This window comes from Pseudoalteromonas sp. APM04, from assembly GCF_022809815.1.
GTDB classification, from domain to species: Bacteria; Pseudomonadota; Gammaproteobacteria; order Enterobacterales; family Alteromonadaceae; genus Pseudoalteromonas; species Pseudoalteromonas marina.
Map to the genome: position 1 here is coordinate 3,264,136 of NZ_CP094441.1, position 14,718 is coordinate 3,278,853.

General features: G+C 40.5%; 20 protein-coding genes. 4 read left to right on the forward strand and 16 right to left on the reverse strand.

The window, feature by feature from the left end:
* Window positions 1-267 precede the first annotated feature (267 nt).
* Window positions 268-1,884 carry an endonuclease gene (locus MTP24_RS15065; protein ID WP_243531984.1) on the forward strand — a complete coding sequence of 539 codons (1,617 nt, stop codon included), beginning with the start codon at window positions 268-270 and terminating at the stop codon, window positions 1,882-1,884.
* Window positions 1,885-1,911: 27 nt separating this feature from the next.
* Here the strand turns inward: MTP24_RS15065 and MTP24_RS15070 are convergent, their stop codons facing one another.
* Entirely contained in the window at window positions 1,912-2,376 is a 465-nt protein-coding gene (locus MTP24_RS15070) for a hypothetical protein (protein ID WP_006791352.1), read from the reverse strand.
* Window positions 2,377-2,561: 185 nt separating this feature from the next.
* Between MTP24_RS15070 and MTP24_RS15075 the strand changes: the two genes are divergently transcribed.
* The gene (locus tag MTP24_RS15075; protein WP_243531986.1) at window positions 2,562-3,107 is read left to right on the forward strand and encodes a helix-turn-helix transcriptional regulator; all 546 of its coding nucleotides are present in this window, start codon (window positions 2,562-2,564) and stop codon (window positions 3,105-3,107) included.
* Window positions 3,108-3,112: 5 nt separating this feature from the next.
* Here the strand turns inward: MTP24_RS15075 and MTP24_RS15080 are convergent, their stop codons facing one another.
* The 12 genes from MTP24_RS15080 to rpsJ all read right to left on the reverse strand — a co-directional run bounded on the left by MTP24_RS15080 (window position 3,113) and on the right by rpsJ (window position 9,009).
* Complete coding sequence (locus tag MTP24_RS15080; RefSeq protein WP_243531988.1) at window positions 3,113-3,874, reverse strand: hypothetical protein; 762 nt, start codon at window positions 3,872-3,874, stop codon at window positions 3,113-3,115.
* A gap of 171 nt (window positions 3,875-4,045) precedes the next feature.
* Window positions 4,046-4,303 (reverse strand): 30S ribosomal protein S17, encoded by a 258-nt coding sequence (gene rpsQ / locus MTP24_RS15085; RefSeq protein ID WP_006791355.1) that lies wholly within the window; start codon window positions 4,301-4,303, stop codon window positions 4,046-4,048.
* Complete coding sequence (rpmC, locus tag MTP24_RS15090) at window positions 4,303-4,494, reverse strand: 50S ribosomal protein L29 (protein ID WP_004588692.1); 192 nt, start codon at window positions 4,492-4,494, stop codon at window positions 4,303-4,305. The genes rpsQ and rpmC overlap by 1 nt, the downstream gene beginning before the upstream one ends.
* Window positions 4,494-4,907 (reverse strand): 50S ribosomal protein L16, encoded by a 414-nt coding sequence (rplP, locus tag MTP24_RS15095; RefSeq protein ID WP_002957890.1) that lies wholly within the window; start codon window positions 4,905-4,907, stop codon window positions 4,494-4,496. Before rplP ends, rpmC begins: the two co-directional genes overlap by 1 nt.
* Before the next feature lie 12 nt (window positions 4,908-4,919).
* Window positions 4,920-5,621 carry a 30S ribosomal protein S3 gene (gene rpsC / locus MTP24_RS15100; RefSeq protein WP_006791356.1) on the reverse strand — a complete coding sequence of 234 codons (702 nt, stop codon included), beginning with the start codon at window positions 5,619-5,621 and terminating at the stop codon, window positions 4,920-4,922.
* Window positions 5,622-5,632: 11 nt separating this feature from the next.
* A complete protein-coding gene (rplV, locus tag MTP24_RS15105) occupies window positions 5,633-5,965 on the reverse strand; it encodes a 50S ribosomal protein L22 (RefSeq protein WP_006791357.1) in 333 nt (110 codons plus the stop codon).
* A gap of 13 nt (window positions 5,966-5,978) precedes the next feature.
* Window positions 5,979-6,257, reverse strand: coding sequence for a 30S ribosomal protein S19 (gene rpsS, locus MTP24_RS15110; RefSeq protein ID WP_004588689.1), 279 nt, complete (start codon window positions 6,255-6,257; stop codon window positions 5,979-5,981).
* A 15-nt stretch (window positions 6,258-6,272) separates the two neighbouring features.
* Complete coding sequence (gene rplB / locus MTP24_RS15115) at window positions 6,273-7,097, reverse strand: 50S ribosomal protein L2 (RefSeq protein WP_006791358.1); 825 nt, start codon at window positions 7,095-7,097, stop codon at window positions 6,273-6,275.
* 15 nt (window positions 7,098-7,112) lie between these two features.
* The gene (rplW, locus tag MTP24_RS15120; RefSeq protein ID WP_006791359.1) at window positions 7,113-7,415 is read right to left on the reverse strand and encodes a 50S ribosomal protein L23; all 303 of its coding nucleotides are present in this window, start codon (window positions 7,413-7,415) and stop codon (window positions 7,113-7,115) included.
* Window positions 7,412-8,017, reverse strand: coding sequence for a 50S ribosomal protein L4 (rplD, locus tag MTP24_RS15125; RefSeq protein ID WP_006791360.1), 606 nt, complete (start codon window positions 8,015-8,017; stop codon window positions 7,412-7,414). The genes rplW and rplD overlap by 4 nt, the downstream gene beginning before the upstream one ends.
* A gap of 17 nt (window positions 8,018-8,034) precedes the next feature.
* The gene (rplC, locus tag MTP24_RS15130; RefSeq protein WP_006791361.1) at window positions 8,035-8,670 is read right to left on the reverse strand and encodes a 50S ribosomal protein L3; all 636 of its coding nucleotides are present in this window, start codon (window positions 8,668-8,670) and stop codon (window positions 8,035-8,037) included.
* 27 nt (window positions 8,671-8,697) lie between these two features.
* Window positions 8,698-9,009: a 30S ribosomal protein S10 gene (rpsJ, locus tag MTP24_RS15135; protein WP_002957900.1), complete on the reverse strand. Its 312-nt coding sequence runs from the start codon at window positions 9,007-9,009 to the stop codon at window positions 8,698-8,700.
* 419 nt (window positions 9,010-9,428) lie between these two features.
* Between rpsJ and plsB the strand changes: the two genes are divergently transcribed.
* The gene (plsB, locus tag MTP24_RS15140) at window positions 9,429-11,867 is read left to right on the forward strand and encodes a glycerol-3-phosphate 1-O-acyltransferase PlsB (protein WP_243531991.1); all 2,439 of its coding nucleotides are present in this window, start codon (window positions 9,429-9,431) and stop codon (window positions 11,865-11,867) included.
* 19 nt (window positions 11,868-11,886) lie between these two features.
* Here plsB and tesB read toward each other — a convergent pair whose 3' ends face one another.
* Window positions 11,887-12,744, reverse strand: a complete 858-nt coding sequence (gene tesB / locus MTP24_RS15145) for an acyl-CoA thioesterase II (RefSeq protein ID WP_006791363.1) — start codon at window positions 12,742-12,744, stop codon at window positions 11,887-11,889.
* Window positions 12,745-12,821: 77 nt separating this feature from the next.
* On the opposite strand from tesB, the gene MTP24_RS15150 reads away from it, so the two are divergent.
* Entirely contained in the window at window positions 12,822-13,283 is a 462-nt protein-coding gene (locus tag MTP24_RS15150) for an EVE domain-containing protein (protein WP_058429970.1), read from the forward strand.
* Between the two features lie 16 nt (window positions 13,284-13,299).
* Here MTP24_RS15150 and MTP24_RS15155 read toward each other — a convergent pair whose 3' ends face one another.
* Together MTP24_RS15155 and MTP24_RS15160 are read right to left on the reverse strand one after the other, a co-directional pair.
* Window positions 13,300-13,503: a PLDc N-terminal domain-containing protein gene (locus MTP24_RS15155; RefSeq protein ID WP_006791365.1), complete on the reverse strand. Its 204-nt coding sequence runs from the start codon at window positions 13,501-13,503 to the stop codon at window positions 13,300-13,302.
* Window positions 13,503-14,570 carry a potassium channel family protein gene (locus MTP24_RS15160; protein WP_243531993.1) on the reverse strand — a complete coding sequence of 356 codons (1,068 nt, stop codon included), beginning with the start codon at window positions 14,568-14,570 and terminating at the stop codon, window positions 13,503-13,505. Before MTP24_RS15160 ends, MTP24_RS15155 begins: the two co-directional genes overlap by 1 nt.
* Between the last annotated feature and the right edge of the window lie 148 nt (window positions 14,571-14,718).

Sequence of the window (14,718 nt, forward strand, 5' to 3'; positions counted from 1 at the left end):
CACACACCGTGTATTGTTAAAAATGAGTTTTTCCTCAGCCGATATAAGTTTGCTGAGGTTTTCTTACTGTGCAGGATAACGGGCTATCGACTTATCAAAAAAGAATAGAATCTGCTTTGATATTCCATTTAGTTATTAATTTTAAAAAACACCTAAAAAAACAGATTAAAGAGCGATTATTGCTTTTTATTAAATTTTAAATTAACAATTTTGTAACCTAAACAAAGTAATGTATATTATTCACTCATTATAAAAATAGGAACAATCATGTCACACGGGACATATAAAAATAAACTATTCGGAACAGCCTTATTACTTGGCACACTTCCGGTAATGGCAAATGTAGAAAATGGCAGTTTTGAGCAATGGTCAGGCAATACACCTGACGCGTGGAGCACAATAGATAGCGGTATTAGCCTATCGCGCTCAACAAATATTGTTAAAACAGGTAATAGTGCAGCAGCAGTTAATGTAACCACAGGCTCTCAGGCTAACACCGATTTATTACAACAAATAACGGTAGAAGCAGGAAAAACCTATGCGTTTTCAACTGATGTTTACCACACAGAAGGAAAAATTAAAGCCCGTTTATTCGTAGATGGTTACCAAGGCTACTCCAATAATACGCTAACTAATCAATGGCAAACAATTAGCCACAGCTATACAGCAAGTAGCAATAAAACCATTAATGTTGGCCTACGCTTTTATGATGTCAGTGGCTTTGATGGCAATGAACTTGTCTATGTAGATAATTTTCTACCTACAAGTAACGACAGTAGCTCTGGGAGTTGCTCGGGCAATAGTCTCTCTTTTAGTCTGACGACAGATAATTATGGTAGCGAAACAAGCTGGGCTATTAATAATAACCAAGGTAATACAGTTGCAAGCGGGAGTGGCTATGCGTCTAATACACAATATAACGAAGCACTGTGTTTAGGTGATGGCGCCTATACCTTTACTATTAACGACAGCTACGGTGATGGTATCTGTTGTAGTTTTGGTAGCGGTAGTTATGCACTTACTAGTGGTGGGGCAACCCTGGCAAGTGGCGCAAGCTTCAGCAACGCTGAAAGTACTTCATTTTCGCTTGGCGGTGGCTCTGGTGGCACCCCTACAACACCAACAGGTTATTATGTTACAGCACAAGGCCTAACCGGTTACGCATTAAAAACTGAGCTTTATAACATCATTAATAATCATAGCTCGCAGGGGTACTCTGCAATATGGAACTTTTATGATTCATCGGCTCGCGATACATACTTTGAAAACGATAATAGTATTTTAGATATGTACAGTGAAAAGCCAAATGGTAACGATAGCTACACATACACAGCCGTTAGCGATCAATGTGGCAATTACAGTGGCGAAGGTGGTTGTTACAACCGCGAGCATTCGTTCCCTAAAAGTTGGTTTGGCGGTACAAATGAGCCTATGAACTCAGATGTTCATCATATTTATGCAACCGATGGCTATGTAAACTCTAAACGCAGCAACTTTCCGTTTGGTGAAGTGGCAAGCGCCACGTTTACATCAACTAATGGCAGTAAGTTAGGCTCTGCAAGTAGTGCCATTAATTACACGGGCACAGTGTTTGAACCCATTGATGAGTTTAAAGGTGACTTTGCCCGTGCCTATTTTTACATGGCTACACGCTATGAAAATGTGATTGGGACGTGGCAAAATAATACCACTGCAAGTAATGCCGTTCTTAACGGCACCAGTTCGCAGGTATTTGAAAGCTGGGTTGTTGCCATGTTAATCAACTGGCATAACGCAGACCCTGTTAGCCAAATGGAAATAGATCGAAACCAAGCAGCATTTGAATTTCAAGGTAACCGTAATCCGTTTATCGACTACCCTGAATTTGTAGAAATGATTTGGTAGAAAATATAGCCTCAGCCAAGGTTGAGGCTATTTAAAACTCGCCTGACCAAGTGCAATAGACTCATAGCGCTTTCCCGTTAATTTAATCACCCATACGCTGTCTGTAAATGTGCGGCTAAAATATACAGTTTGCCCATTGGGAATATTAGGCATGAAAGACGTAATAGACTGCCAATCGCTATCTACTTTTTCTTTGAGCTTCATGCTCGCATTATAAAAACTTCCTTGTTCATTTGTTTTTACCTCAAGTGCTGTTAGCTGCTCACCGTCGCCTATTTCTATTAATGCGCTTTTATTTAAGTTAGCTAATAACTGAGGTTGGTGAATCGGTTGTAAATTTTTTAATGTTTCATCTATTTTGCTGTCTATAGTTATTTTACTCTCTAGCTTGTAAATAGTGGCTTTAATCGCAAATACTGGCTCTGCAATACACGCTGAGGATAAAAACCCAAAAGTAATCCCCATTACCGCTTTATAAAAGTACATTTTCATTCGTTATACTCCTTTATTATTTAGTCTGCCTAGCATAACCAATTTATCACCTATTAAAACTTAACTTATTAATATTCATAATATTCTTTTAATTCATAGTAATGAATATTGCTTATTGGGCTATTTAAACACACCATTTTTAGCGATAATAAATAGATGAGCATTAAACAAGGTAAGGAAGAAACTTGTCGCTAGGAATTGAACTAAAGCAATTAAGAGCAAATAAAAAATGGACGCAAGCATTTGCTGCACGCGAGATTGGTATTCAACAATCTTACTTATCTAAGCTTGAAAATGGACAATTTATTCCGTCCGCTGAGGTAATTGAAAAGCTCGAACTTTGCTATGGCAAAACGTGTTTAGATAAGTATTTACCATCAAAAACATTACAAAGCACACAGATTAAAAAAAGGCTGTTTGTAAGTTTAATTATGCTTATTACTGGTCTCGTAATGTGGTTATGCGCAACCTATGAAATTTTCTACCCAGAGACTTACTTTACTTATCAGGCCAAATTAGGCGATTTTGTAGCGTTCAACGTCAGTCAGCACTACCAAGGCGAGCAATTTATTGAAGGTGATGTTATTTACCAAATTTTAGGTGAGAGGCAAGTTAGCCGGATTGAAAACCGCTTTTTAATTGTAGGCTCCACGCTTTGTATTTTGCTATCCGTTGTCGTTGCCGCTTTTTCTAAAAAGCATTTATTAATTAAGCCTCTTAATAAAGTTTAAACACACTACTTAATAGGCTTTTTAGCGTTCCACTTATCCATTATTTTATTATATAGAATACGATCGTTATCTTTGCATGGCCTTGGCGATCCTGTTGGCAAGCCTGCTTTACCCATAACACCATTAAAATCAATCTTGTAGCACATACCTTTGTACATTTCCACCCGCTGACTACCATCTGCGCTTTGCCACAATACCGCTGATTTTAAATCACTAGAATGCTCAATTGGAACCGTTATGTGTTGATGATTTTTGCTCTTTGGCGAAGTTGCTATCTGCGGGAAATCAAAGGATACAATAGCATTACTGGAAATTGAAAACGGAGTTATTGATGCGTATGGATCAATTTTTTTAAATGGCTGCTGCTGAGTTTTTGAATTAACCTTATTTTTTTTAGGCTCAATCGCGGCTTTATTTACATTATGCTTTTTTCTATCAGTACTTATGGCAATGCTTTTACTTGTCTGAGTGGCATTCTCTGGTAAATTTAATTTTAATTGCTGAGCATTCTCAAAGTCATGCCCTTTAAGCGGCTTAGGTGTTAACTCACTTGCATCAAGCTCGGTATCATTTTCAGGGAGTGAAGCATTCGGCTGTTTACTTTTTGTATTACTGGGTAATGCTGTAAGGTCCACCATTACATACGCTTTTATCACTTTGCCTGCGTATGGTTGTGCTATCTCAATCGTTTGCCTCGAAACCAAATAAATAACAACAATATGTAAACCAATTGATATACCCCACGCTTTATAGTTACCTTTCAACACATCAACTCCCTGTGAACAGCTTACTTTATGAGTATAACTGGGCAGGTTTAGTTCATTTAAAAGGTGTATTGTCGGTCTAAAAATTATCAATAAGTTACTTTACTGCGGTACTAAATACAAAAAGCCCCAGCTAATGCCGGGGCTTTTTTACAAAACTAACTTAATTAAAAATTAAGCTTGTTTTGGACTAGAAACAACGTCTACTAAAGTCCAAGATTTATTCTTAGAAATTGGTGCACATTCACGGATAGTAACTACGTCACCCGCTTTTGCTGTGTTGTTTTCGTCATGTACGTGTAGCTTAGTTGTACGTTTAATGAATTTCCCATAGATTGGGTGCTTCACGTAACGTGCGATTGCGATAGTGAAAGATTTTTCCATCTTGTCGCTAACTACACGGCCTTGAAGAGTACGAATTTTATCGCTCATTATTGACCTGCCTTCTGGTTAATAATTGTTTTTACACGCGCGATATCGCGACGTACTGTTCTTAGCGTGTGTGTCTGAGCTAACTGACCAGTGCTTGCTTGCATGCGCAGGTTAAACTGCTCACGAAGAAGTCCTAGAAGTTCAGCATTAAGCTCTTCTACGCTTTTGTCTTTTAGTTCGCTTGCTTTCATCACATTACCGTCCGAGTTACGAAAGTTGTTTTGAATGGCAGTTTACGAGCTGCAAGGTCGAATGCTTCACGAGCAAGCTCTTCAGAAACACCTTCCATTTCGTAAAGTACTTTACCAGGCTGAATTTCAGCAACCCAATATTCAACAGAACCTTTACCTTTACCCATACGAACTTCAAGAGGTTTTTCTGTAATCGGTTTGTCAGGGAAGACACGGATCCAAATTTTACCTTGACGTTTCACGTGACGCGTCATAGCACGACGAGCTGCTTCGATTTGACGAGCAGTCATGCGGCCACGGCCAGTAGCTTTCAATCCGAAAGTACCGAAGCTTACTTTGTTACCGTTTTGCGCTAAACCGCGGTTGCGGCCTTTGTGCATTTTACGGAATTTTGTACGTTTTGGCTGTAACATTACTCGCTACCTCTACTTAGCACTTTTCTTGGCTTTCTTTGGTGCGCGTTTAGCTGGCTTCTCTTGCTCTTGTACTAGTGGTAAACCACCAATAACTTCGCCTTTGAAGATCCAAACTTTAACACCAATGATACCATAAGTGGTTAAGGCTTCAGAAGTTGCGTAGTCGATATCAGCACGAAGAGTATGTAGAGGTACACGACCTTCACGATACCATTCTGAACGTGCGATTTCTGCGCCGCCAAGACGACCGCTAACTTCAACTTTAATCCCTTTTGAACCGATGCGCATTGCATTTTGTACCGAACGCTTCATAGCGCGACGGAACATAACACGACGCTCTAGTTGAGAGGCAATGCCGTCTGCTACTAGTTGTGCATCAAGTTCTGGTTTACGTACTTCAGAGATATTAATCTGAGCAGGTACACCAGCGATTTTAGTTACTGCTTGACGTAATTTTTCTACGTCTTCGCCTTTTTTACCGATAACAACACCCGGACGAGCCGTGTGGATTGTTACGCGGATTGATTTTGCTGGACGCTCAATAACGATTTTAGACACAGAAGCTGTTTTTAATTCCTTTGTAAGGAATGCACGAACTTTGTGATCGCCAAAAAGCTGATCAGAGAAATCTTTAGAACTCGCGTACCAGGTAGAAACCCAAGGTTTAGATATACCTAGGCGAATACCAGTAGGATGAACTTTTTGTCCCATTACTTATACTCCTAGCTATCTGAAACCATAACAGTGATATGGCTTGTACGCTTAAGGATGCGGTCTGCGCGTCCTTTAGCACGAGGCATAATACGTTTCATTGTAGGACCATCGTCCACAAAGATCGTAGTTACACGAAGCTCATCAATGTCAGCACCTTCGTTATGCTCTGCGTTAGCAATAGCAGACTCAAGTACTTTCTTAACTAATACAGCCGCTTTTTTCGGGCTGTACGCCAGGATTTCTAGTGCGCGATCGACAGGTAACCCGCGGATCTGATCTGCAACTAGACGTGCTTTTTGCGCCGAACCAGAGGCGAATTTATGTTTAGCTAATGCTTGCATTTATCTTCCCCTCTTAACGTTTCTTCGCTTTCTTATCCGCAGCATGGCCACGGTAAGTGCGAGTTGGTGCAAATTCACCTAGTTTGTGACCGATCATTTCGTCAGAAACGAAAACTGGTACGTGCTGGCGACCATTATGGACAGCAATGGTCAATCCGATCATGTTAGGTATGATCATTGAACGACGGCTCCAAGTTTTAATTGGCTTTTTCTCACCGCTTTCCAAAGCTTTCTCTACCTTCTTCAGCAAGTGTAGGTCTATAAAAGGACCCTTCTTGAGAGAGCGTGGCATGGCTATTCCTCAATATTACTTAGTACGACGACGTACTATAAATTTATCCGTACGCTTGTTCTTACGCGTCTTCGCACCCTTAGTCGGCTTACCCCATGGAGACACAGGATGACGACCACCAGAAGTACGACCTTCACCACCACCGTGTGGGTGATCAACCGGGTTCATGGCAACACCACGAACTGTCGGACGAATACCACGCCAGCGGTTTGCACCTGCTTTACCAAGTGAACGAAGCATATGCTCAGCATTGCCAACTTCACCAAGTGTAGCACGACAATCAGCTTCAACTTTACGTACTTCGCCTGAACGAAGACGTAATGTTACATACTGACCATCACGTGCAAGAATTTGAACGTAAGCACCAGCAGAACGTGCGATTTGTGCACCTTTACCTGGTTTTAATTCTACGTTGTGAACAGTCGAACCTACAGGCATATTACGCATTGGTAGTGCATTACCAGCTTTGATTGGTGCATCAACACCAGACTGGATTGCATCACCAGCTTTTAAGCCTTTAGGTGCGATAATGTAACGACGCTCACCGTCTGCATATAATACAAGAGCGATGTTTGCGCTACGATTTGGATCGTATTCTAAACGTTCAACAGTAGCTGGAATGCCATCTTTAGTACGTTTAAAATCGATTAAACGGTAATGATGTTTATGACCACCACCGATATGACGAACCGTAATACGACCATTGTTATTACGACCACCTGATTTAGAGTTTTTCTCTAAAAGTGGTGCGTATGGCTTACCCTTATGTAAATCAGAGTTAACCACTTTAACTAGGTGACGACGACCCGCAGAAGTAGGCTTACACTTTTGAAGTGCCATAATTCTATCCCCTTATTACTCGGCGCCGCCGACAAAGTCTAGCTCGCTGCCTTCTTTAAGAGTAACGTAAGCTTTCTTCCAGTCGCTACGACGACCGAAACGCATGCCAGTACGTTTTGTTTTACCCTTAACGTTAAGTGTGCGAACACCCGTTACTTCTACTTCAAAAAGCTTCTCAACTGCTGCTTTAATTTCAGCTTTAGTTGCGTCATTTACTACTTTGAAAACAATCGTGTTGTTTTCTTCAGCAGCAATTGTGCTTTTTTCAGAGATGTGTGGAGCAAGGATCACTTTTAAAAGACGTTCTTCACGGATCATGCTAGCGCCTCCTCAAGTTGCTTAACAGCAGCGGCTGTAATAAGTACCTTGTCGAAAGCAATTAAGCTTACAGGATCGATACCAGCTACATCACGCGTGTCAACCTTATAAAGGTTACGTGCTGATAAGAAAAGATTTTCATCTACTTCTTCAGTCACGATAAGTACATCTTTAAGCTCAAGCTCTTTAAGCTTAGCTACTAGATCTTTAGTTTTTGGTGCTTCAAGACCAAAACTTTCAACAACGATTAAACGCTCTTGACGAACTAGTTCAGATAGGATGCTTTTGATCGCACCACGGTACATTTTACGGTTTACTTTTTGGCTGTGGTCTTGTGGTTTAGCTGCGAAGCTAACGCCACCTGAACGCCAAATTGGACTACGGATTGTACCAGCACGTGCACGGCCAGTACCTTTTTGAGCCCATGGTTTTTTACCACCACCGCTTACTTCAGAACGTGTCTTCTGAGCACGAGTACCTTGACGAGCACCTGCTGCGTAAGCAACAACTACTTGGTGTACTAATGCTTCGTTAAACTCACGTCCAAAAGTAGCTTCAGAAACTTCAAGAGCGCCAGAAGCGTCTTTGATTGCTAATTCCATCACTAAATCTCCAGGACTTATGCTTTAACAGCTGGTTTAACGATAACGTCACCGCCGATAGATCCAGGTACTGCACCTTTCACTAAAAGCAAGTTACGCTCAGCGTCAACGCGAACTAGTTCTAAGTTTTGAGTCGTTACACGCTCAGCACCCATATGACCGGCCATTTTCTTACCTTTAAACACCTTACCAGGTGATTGGTTTTGACCGATTGAACCAGGAGCACGGTGAGATAGAGAGTTACCATGTGTAGCGTCTTGCATGCTGAAATTCCAGCGCTTAACACCACCTTGGAAACCTTTACCTTTAGAAGTACCGGTTACGTCAACCTTGTTGATTTCGTTGAATAACTCAACAGTAAGCTCTGCGCCTACTTCAAAATCGCCTTCACCACCGTTAAGGCGGAATTCCCACAGACCGCGACCCGCTTCAACGCCAGCTTTAGCGAAGTGACCCGCTGAAGCTTTGTTTACACGACTTGCTTTTTTAGTGCCTGCGGTTACTTGAAGCGCGTTATAACCGTCTGTTGCGTCAGATTTGATCTGAGCAATGCGGTTAGGTGTCGCTTCAATAACTGTCACAGGGATAGATACACCATCTTCAGTGAAGATTCGTGTCATACCCACTTTACGACCGACTAGACCTAATGCCATTTTCCTAAAACCTCTCTAATCTTCCGATTAACCCAGGCTGATTTGAACATCAACACCAGCAGCAAGATCTAAACGCATAAGCGCGTCAACAGTCTTGTCAGTTGGTTCTACGATGTCTATCAGACGTTTATGGGTGCGGATTTCGTACTGATCACGCGCATCTTTGTTTACGTGCGGTGAAGTAAGTACAGTAAAACGTTCAAAGCGTGTAGGTAGTGGGATTGGACCACGTACTTGTGCGCCAGTGCGTTTCGCAGTTTCCACGATTTCTGCCGTTGATTGGTCAATCAAACGGTGGTCAAAAGCTTTTAGGCGAATACGAATGCGTTGATTTGACATTCTTAACCTCAATATAAAGAGCATTTAAAAGAGCATAAAAAAACGACCGAAACAATCTTAATTATTAAGATGTCGGCTGTTTGATTATATCTACGTTGAGTTCCAAATCGGAACTCCTGTTTATTAGCTTGAAATCCAAGCTTAATTTATCCTTTCAAGTTCCCGGGGGAATTTTGAAAGCCTGCGTATTATAGAGGTATTGGTGATAAATGCAACAACTAATTCAAAACAAAGTATCAATGATTAATTCGTCTAAATAAGTGCCAGCTTATATTATGTGACTATACTGGAACTAAATTTTTCAATGCGAGTCAATAGCTGCATTAACTAATCTCATTTCGTAAAGAAGCGATTTTTTAGATAATATGGTATCCTATCACGCTAATTTTGCTTTTTAACACCCTCAATATGGTGAGTCGATGCGTATTTTTAATTATTGTTTAAACGTTTTATCTGCTGGATTTAGTCGCTTATTTGTTAAAAGCAAAGTCCTTCCAGAAAACCCTATTAAACAGTACGATTTAAATCCTGATTACCCTACATTTTATATAGTGCGTTTAAATTCTCGTTTTGATCTTGCGGCGCTGGCTCATGCTTGTAAAAAACACGGCTTACCTAGTCCTACTGAAGAGCAAATATTAGGTAATGAACATTTAGAGCGATTTATTGGTATTAAAAATCCACCACCTTTATTTGGCGATACAGCAAAACCAACCAATGCACTGGCACAAGGCAAACAAATAATTGATCACCTTATAAATAGTGGCCAAAAAAATGTACAAGTGATACCTGCAACTATTTTATGGGGACGCGATCCAGGTAAAGAAAAACCAGGATTACGTACTTTAATAACGCATTCGGTTACACCAAGCTGGTTTAGAAAGTTTTTTGTTGTGTTGTTTTCTGGTCGCGACAACTTTATTCGCTTTAGCCAACCACTCGACTTATCACTTATTGTAAATGAAAAAGCTGATGTAAATGAGCTACCACAAAAATTACTACGTGTTGCCCGGGTTCACTTTAAGCGTCAAAAACTGGCAGCCACAGGCCCAAAAATGCCATCGCGCGAGCAATTGTTTAACTCTCTTCTTGCTTCACCAACAATAAAAAAAGCCATTCAGGATGAAGCAAAAGCTAAAAATATTAGCCAAACCGAAGCTCGTCAAAATGCGCTTAAGCTACTTGATGAAATAGCCGCAAACTATTCTGAAGCAATGATACGCGTTGCTGATCGCTTTTTAACATGGCTTTGGAATAAGCTATACAACGGCATACACATAAAACACACAGAGCAATTGCATGAACTAACTAATAAAGGCCATGAAATTATTTACATGCCTTGTCATCGTAGCCATATGGACTACTTGCTTCTTACTTACTCTATTTACCATTTAGGTTTGGTGCCACCGCATATAGCCGCAGGTGTTAACCTTAACTTTTTTCCTGCCGGTGGCATATTTCGCCGCTCGGGTGCGTTTTTTATTCGCCGCTCGTTTGCAGGCAATAAACTGTACTCAGCTATTTTTAAAGAATATTTGAGTCAGTTATTTATTAAAGGTTACTCAGTTAAGTTTTACACAGAAGGCGGGCGTAGCCGTACAGGGCGTTTGTTACCGCCCAAAACAGGTATGCTTGCAATGACCTTTCAAGCCATGCTACGCGGTATCGATCGACCAGTATCAATAGTCCCTGTGTATATTGGCTACGAACATGTCATGGAAATAAATACGTACCTTAAAGAGCTTGCTGGAAAAGATAAGAAAGGCGAGTCGGTATTTGGTATTTTTAAAGCGATAAAAAACCTTAAAAACTACGGACGTGGTTACCTAAATTTTGGCGATCCTATTTCGGTTAACCAATATTTAAATGATAACCAACCCGACTGGCGCGACGCGGTTCACCCAACTGACGTACAAAAACCTCAGTGGTTAGGCCCACAAGTTGCAGCCTTAGCAGACCAAGTTATGGTTAAAATTAATAATGCAGCTGCTTTAAATGCTGTTAACTTATTAGCAATGGTATTGCTAGTAAACGACAAGCACGCTTTAAGTAAACCAAAGCTATTAGCTCAGCTCGATTTTTACTTACGCCTGCAGCGTGATGCAAGTTATAGCGATAAAGTAACGGCGCCTGACGAAACGCCTGAGCAACTTCTTACACATGCCTTAAAACTTAACAAATTTGATGTGATAAGTGATGAGTTTGGCGAAATTATTGCCATTAGCGATAAAGAAAAAACACTCTTTAATTATTACCGTAACAATATTTTACATCTATTTGCAGTACCTAGCTTGTTGGCATTGCACTTATTTAAGCAGCACACGACAACAATTAAGCAGTGTGAACAATTAGTACATTCGTTTTATCCACTATTTGCCAAAGAATGGTATTTACAGCCCCTTGATGAAAACTACATTACGCGTATCTTGGCCAATTTTGCTGATCAAAACTTAATTGAATTTGATGGCGACAATATACACATTACTAATACCAACGACTGCTTAGCAAAATTAGAAATGCTAGGGCGAGCATTGAGCTTCACTCTGCAACGCTACGCTATTGTGATTGGTTTTATACAAACGAGTAATGGCATTGAAAAGGCTGAGCTTGAGCGAGAAAGCCAAGTATTAGCAGATCGCTTAGGCACATTACACGGCATTAAAACACCAGAGTTTTTTGATAAAAAAGTACTGGTTGGTTTTATCGATAACTTACGTGGTGAAGGGCTTGTGACAGAAGGCGATAATGGCTTGGTGGGCAGTACGCAATTGTGCGAAACCTATTCACAACTTAAAACATTGCTACCTGCCCGTATATGGCAATCGATTAGCGACATTGTTCAAGATCAGTGTAACTAGCCGCTATACATAGATAGGGTTAGCGCTGACGCATAACCCCTTCTTGAATTGTTGAGGCAACCAAGTTGCCTTGGCGATCAAAAAATTGCCCTCTTACCAGCCCTCTGCCTGAGCTCGCACTCGGGCTGTCTATGGTGTATAAAATCCAGTCGTCTAATCTAAACGAGCGATGAAACCACATTGCATGGTCAATTGTTGCGACCTGCATATTTGGCTGCATAAACGACACGCCATGCGGCTGTAATGCAGTTGGTAAAAACTCAAAGTCAGACGCATAAGCCAATAAGTAATTATGAATACGCTGATCATCGGGCATATCACCATTTGCTCTAAACCAAATATGTTTAACTGGTTCAATCGCTTCTGGTTTAAAGGGGTTATGAAATGTCACAGGGCGCATTTCGATAGGCATTTCGCGAATAAATTTATTACGAATCACCTCGGGTATATGCTCAGCATTTTCTTGATAAAACTCAAGCGACGAACGTAGCTCTTCCGGTTGCGGTACATCTGGCATCGTTGCCTGATGCGAAAGTCCGTCTTCAACCGCCTGAAAAGATGCAGTCATATAAAAAATAGGCTTGCCATATTGAATTGCACTTACACGACGGGTACTAAAGCTTTTGCCATCGCGAATAGTTTCAACATCGTAAACGATAGGTTTAGCAGCATCCCCTGGGCGTAAAAAGTAAGAATGTAAAGAGTGAACAATACGTCCAGCCGGTAGGGTTTCCTTTGCTGCTGATAGCGCTTGCCCCATAACCTGACCACCAAAAACAGCTCTAAAACCCAAATCTTGGCTTTGCCCTCGATATAACCCTTGCTCTATTTCTTCAAGTGTTAATAACGATAATAAATCATCTAAAACTTGGCTCATTATATGTTCCTCAATTCCCTAATAACTTAATGATACTATAGACTACAACTATGTAAATCTTTGTTAGGAATACAACTATGGCTTACTGGCTGTTTAAAACCGAACCCGATGCTTTTTCAATTGACGACCTAAAACACGCACCTAATCAAACAACATTATGGGAAGGTGTACGAAATTACCAAGCCCGAAACTTTTTGCGTGATGATGTTAAAGAAGGCGATTTAGTGATGATTTATCACTCAAGCTGCAAAAACGTAGGTGTAGCGGGTATAGCAAAGATAACAAGCGCGGCCTATCCAGATCCTACTCAATTTGACCTAAATAGCGATTATTATGACCCTAAAGCCACCAGCGATTCACCGCGTTGGGTAGTCGTTGACGTAACCTACCACCAACATTTGAATAAACTGGTTAGCTTAAAATCTATAAAAGCAAACGACAGTATTACAGAGTTGGCACTAAAAAAAGCAGGAAGATTATCGGTTATGCCCGTAACAGAGCATGATTGGAATGAAATTATGAATATGGCTAAAGAGTAAAGTTGTAACGCCGTACTTATTTTTTTACTGCTTTTTTCTTTTTGTGCCCGTGCTTGGGCACAATGGCAAAATACATAATGAGCCCTAACCACGAAAAAAAGATGATACCGATGAGCCAACCGTTTTTTTCGTGGCCTTGCGTACGCTTACTGTTTAGTACAATGACTACAGGTAAAATGTACGCACTTAAAATAACAATTAAAAATATAACTTCATTCATTATTTTTCCAAGCTTGACCAATCAACTTCGCCGCTCAATACACGCTCAACAGAAATATAGTGGAGAATATCACCTTCACTCACTTTATAATCCAAAGGTGGATTTAAGTCCATATTTTGAGCACTCAAGTTATGTGCAACACCCAACAAAATAGCGTCGTGCTCCCTTTTAAAATGATGAAACAAGGTGCCAAATTCCATTTCCTTACAGCCACTGGGTACTTTTAAGCTAAATTGTGTATCACCATGTAATGTAGAAAGCAGCTCTTCTTGTACTCGACTAGAGCCGGGGTCTTGCATTGAACGAACTAATATTTCAGCCGACTTAGCACTGCTACATTCTATATTTTGACAATGCTCCAGTAGCATATCGACCTTGGTTTCATCTAAAAAGTGAGCACTAATATGACACTCATCTTTTACTAAGCGGCTAATACGCAGCGCAGTAGTAAATGTTTGGTCATCGTCTTGCCCATCAATAATTACTTTATCGGCGTGACTTATTGCTACACGCTCTAACTCTGCTAAATCAGTAAAGCTAGAAAGACGCGCAAAATCAACCTGCTCATTAGCTAAAAAAGGATGATCCATCTGCTCTGTTACTGCGAGTAAAATACGACGTTCAGTACGCTTTGTATCCGCCAAAATGTAATCAATCATTTTTTTAGTTCTGGTATCGTGCCAACCAAAAATAATGATGTGGTTATTACTGTGAGCAAAATCTTTATCACCAGTCATAGCGTGCCTAATTAAGTAAGTAACAGTTTGCCCTGCTTTTCCAAGCAAAACACCAAATAAAGCTAAACCAAACGGAATTTGTATTAAAGCAACCACCCATCGACCAAGCTCTGTTGTCGGGCTAAAATCACCATATCCTACTGTTGACGTTGTCACTGTGTAATAGTAAAAAAAAGTGGTTATAGAGGTTAACGCCTGTTCGTTGGCAGCATACAGTAGCAACCAGGTTACGAGCATATGAGTTAAAATTGCAAAGGTCACTGCTTGCCAGCTCAATTGATCAATATGAGCGCGAACAAGTAACGCTAACCTTTTAAATATCACCGGCATAATACAAAATCTTTGTTATTAATTTATCTATAAACAGTACGTTACTGTATGCCTTAGTTTTAATCAACGTTTAAGGCATAGGCAGCATAAAACTCCCCCCTGTAATACTAATTGTGATTTGCACATAACCACATTTCGTGATTAATTA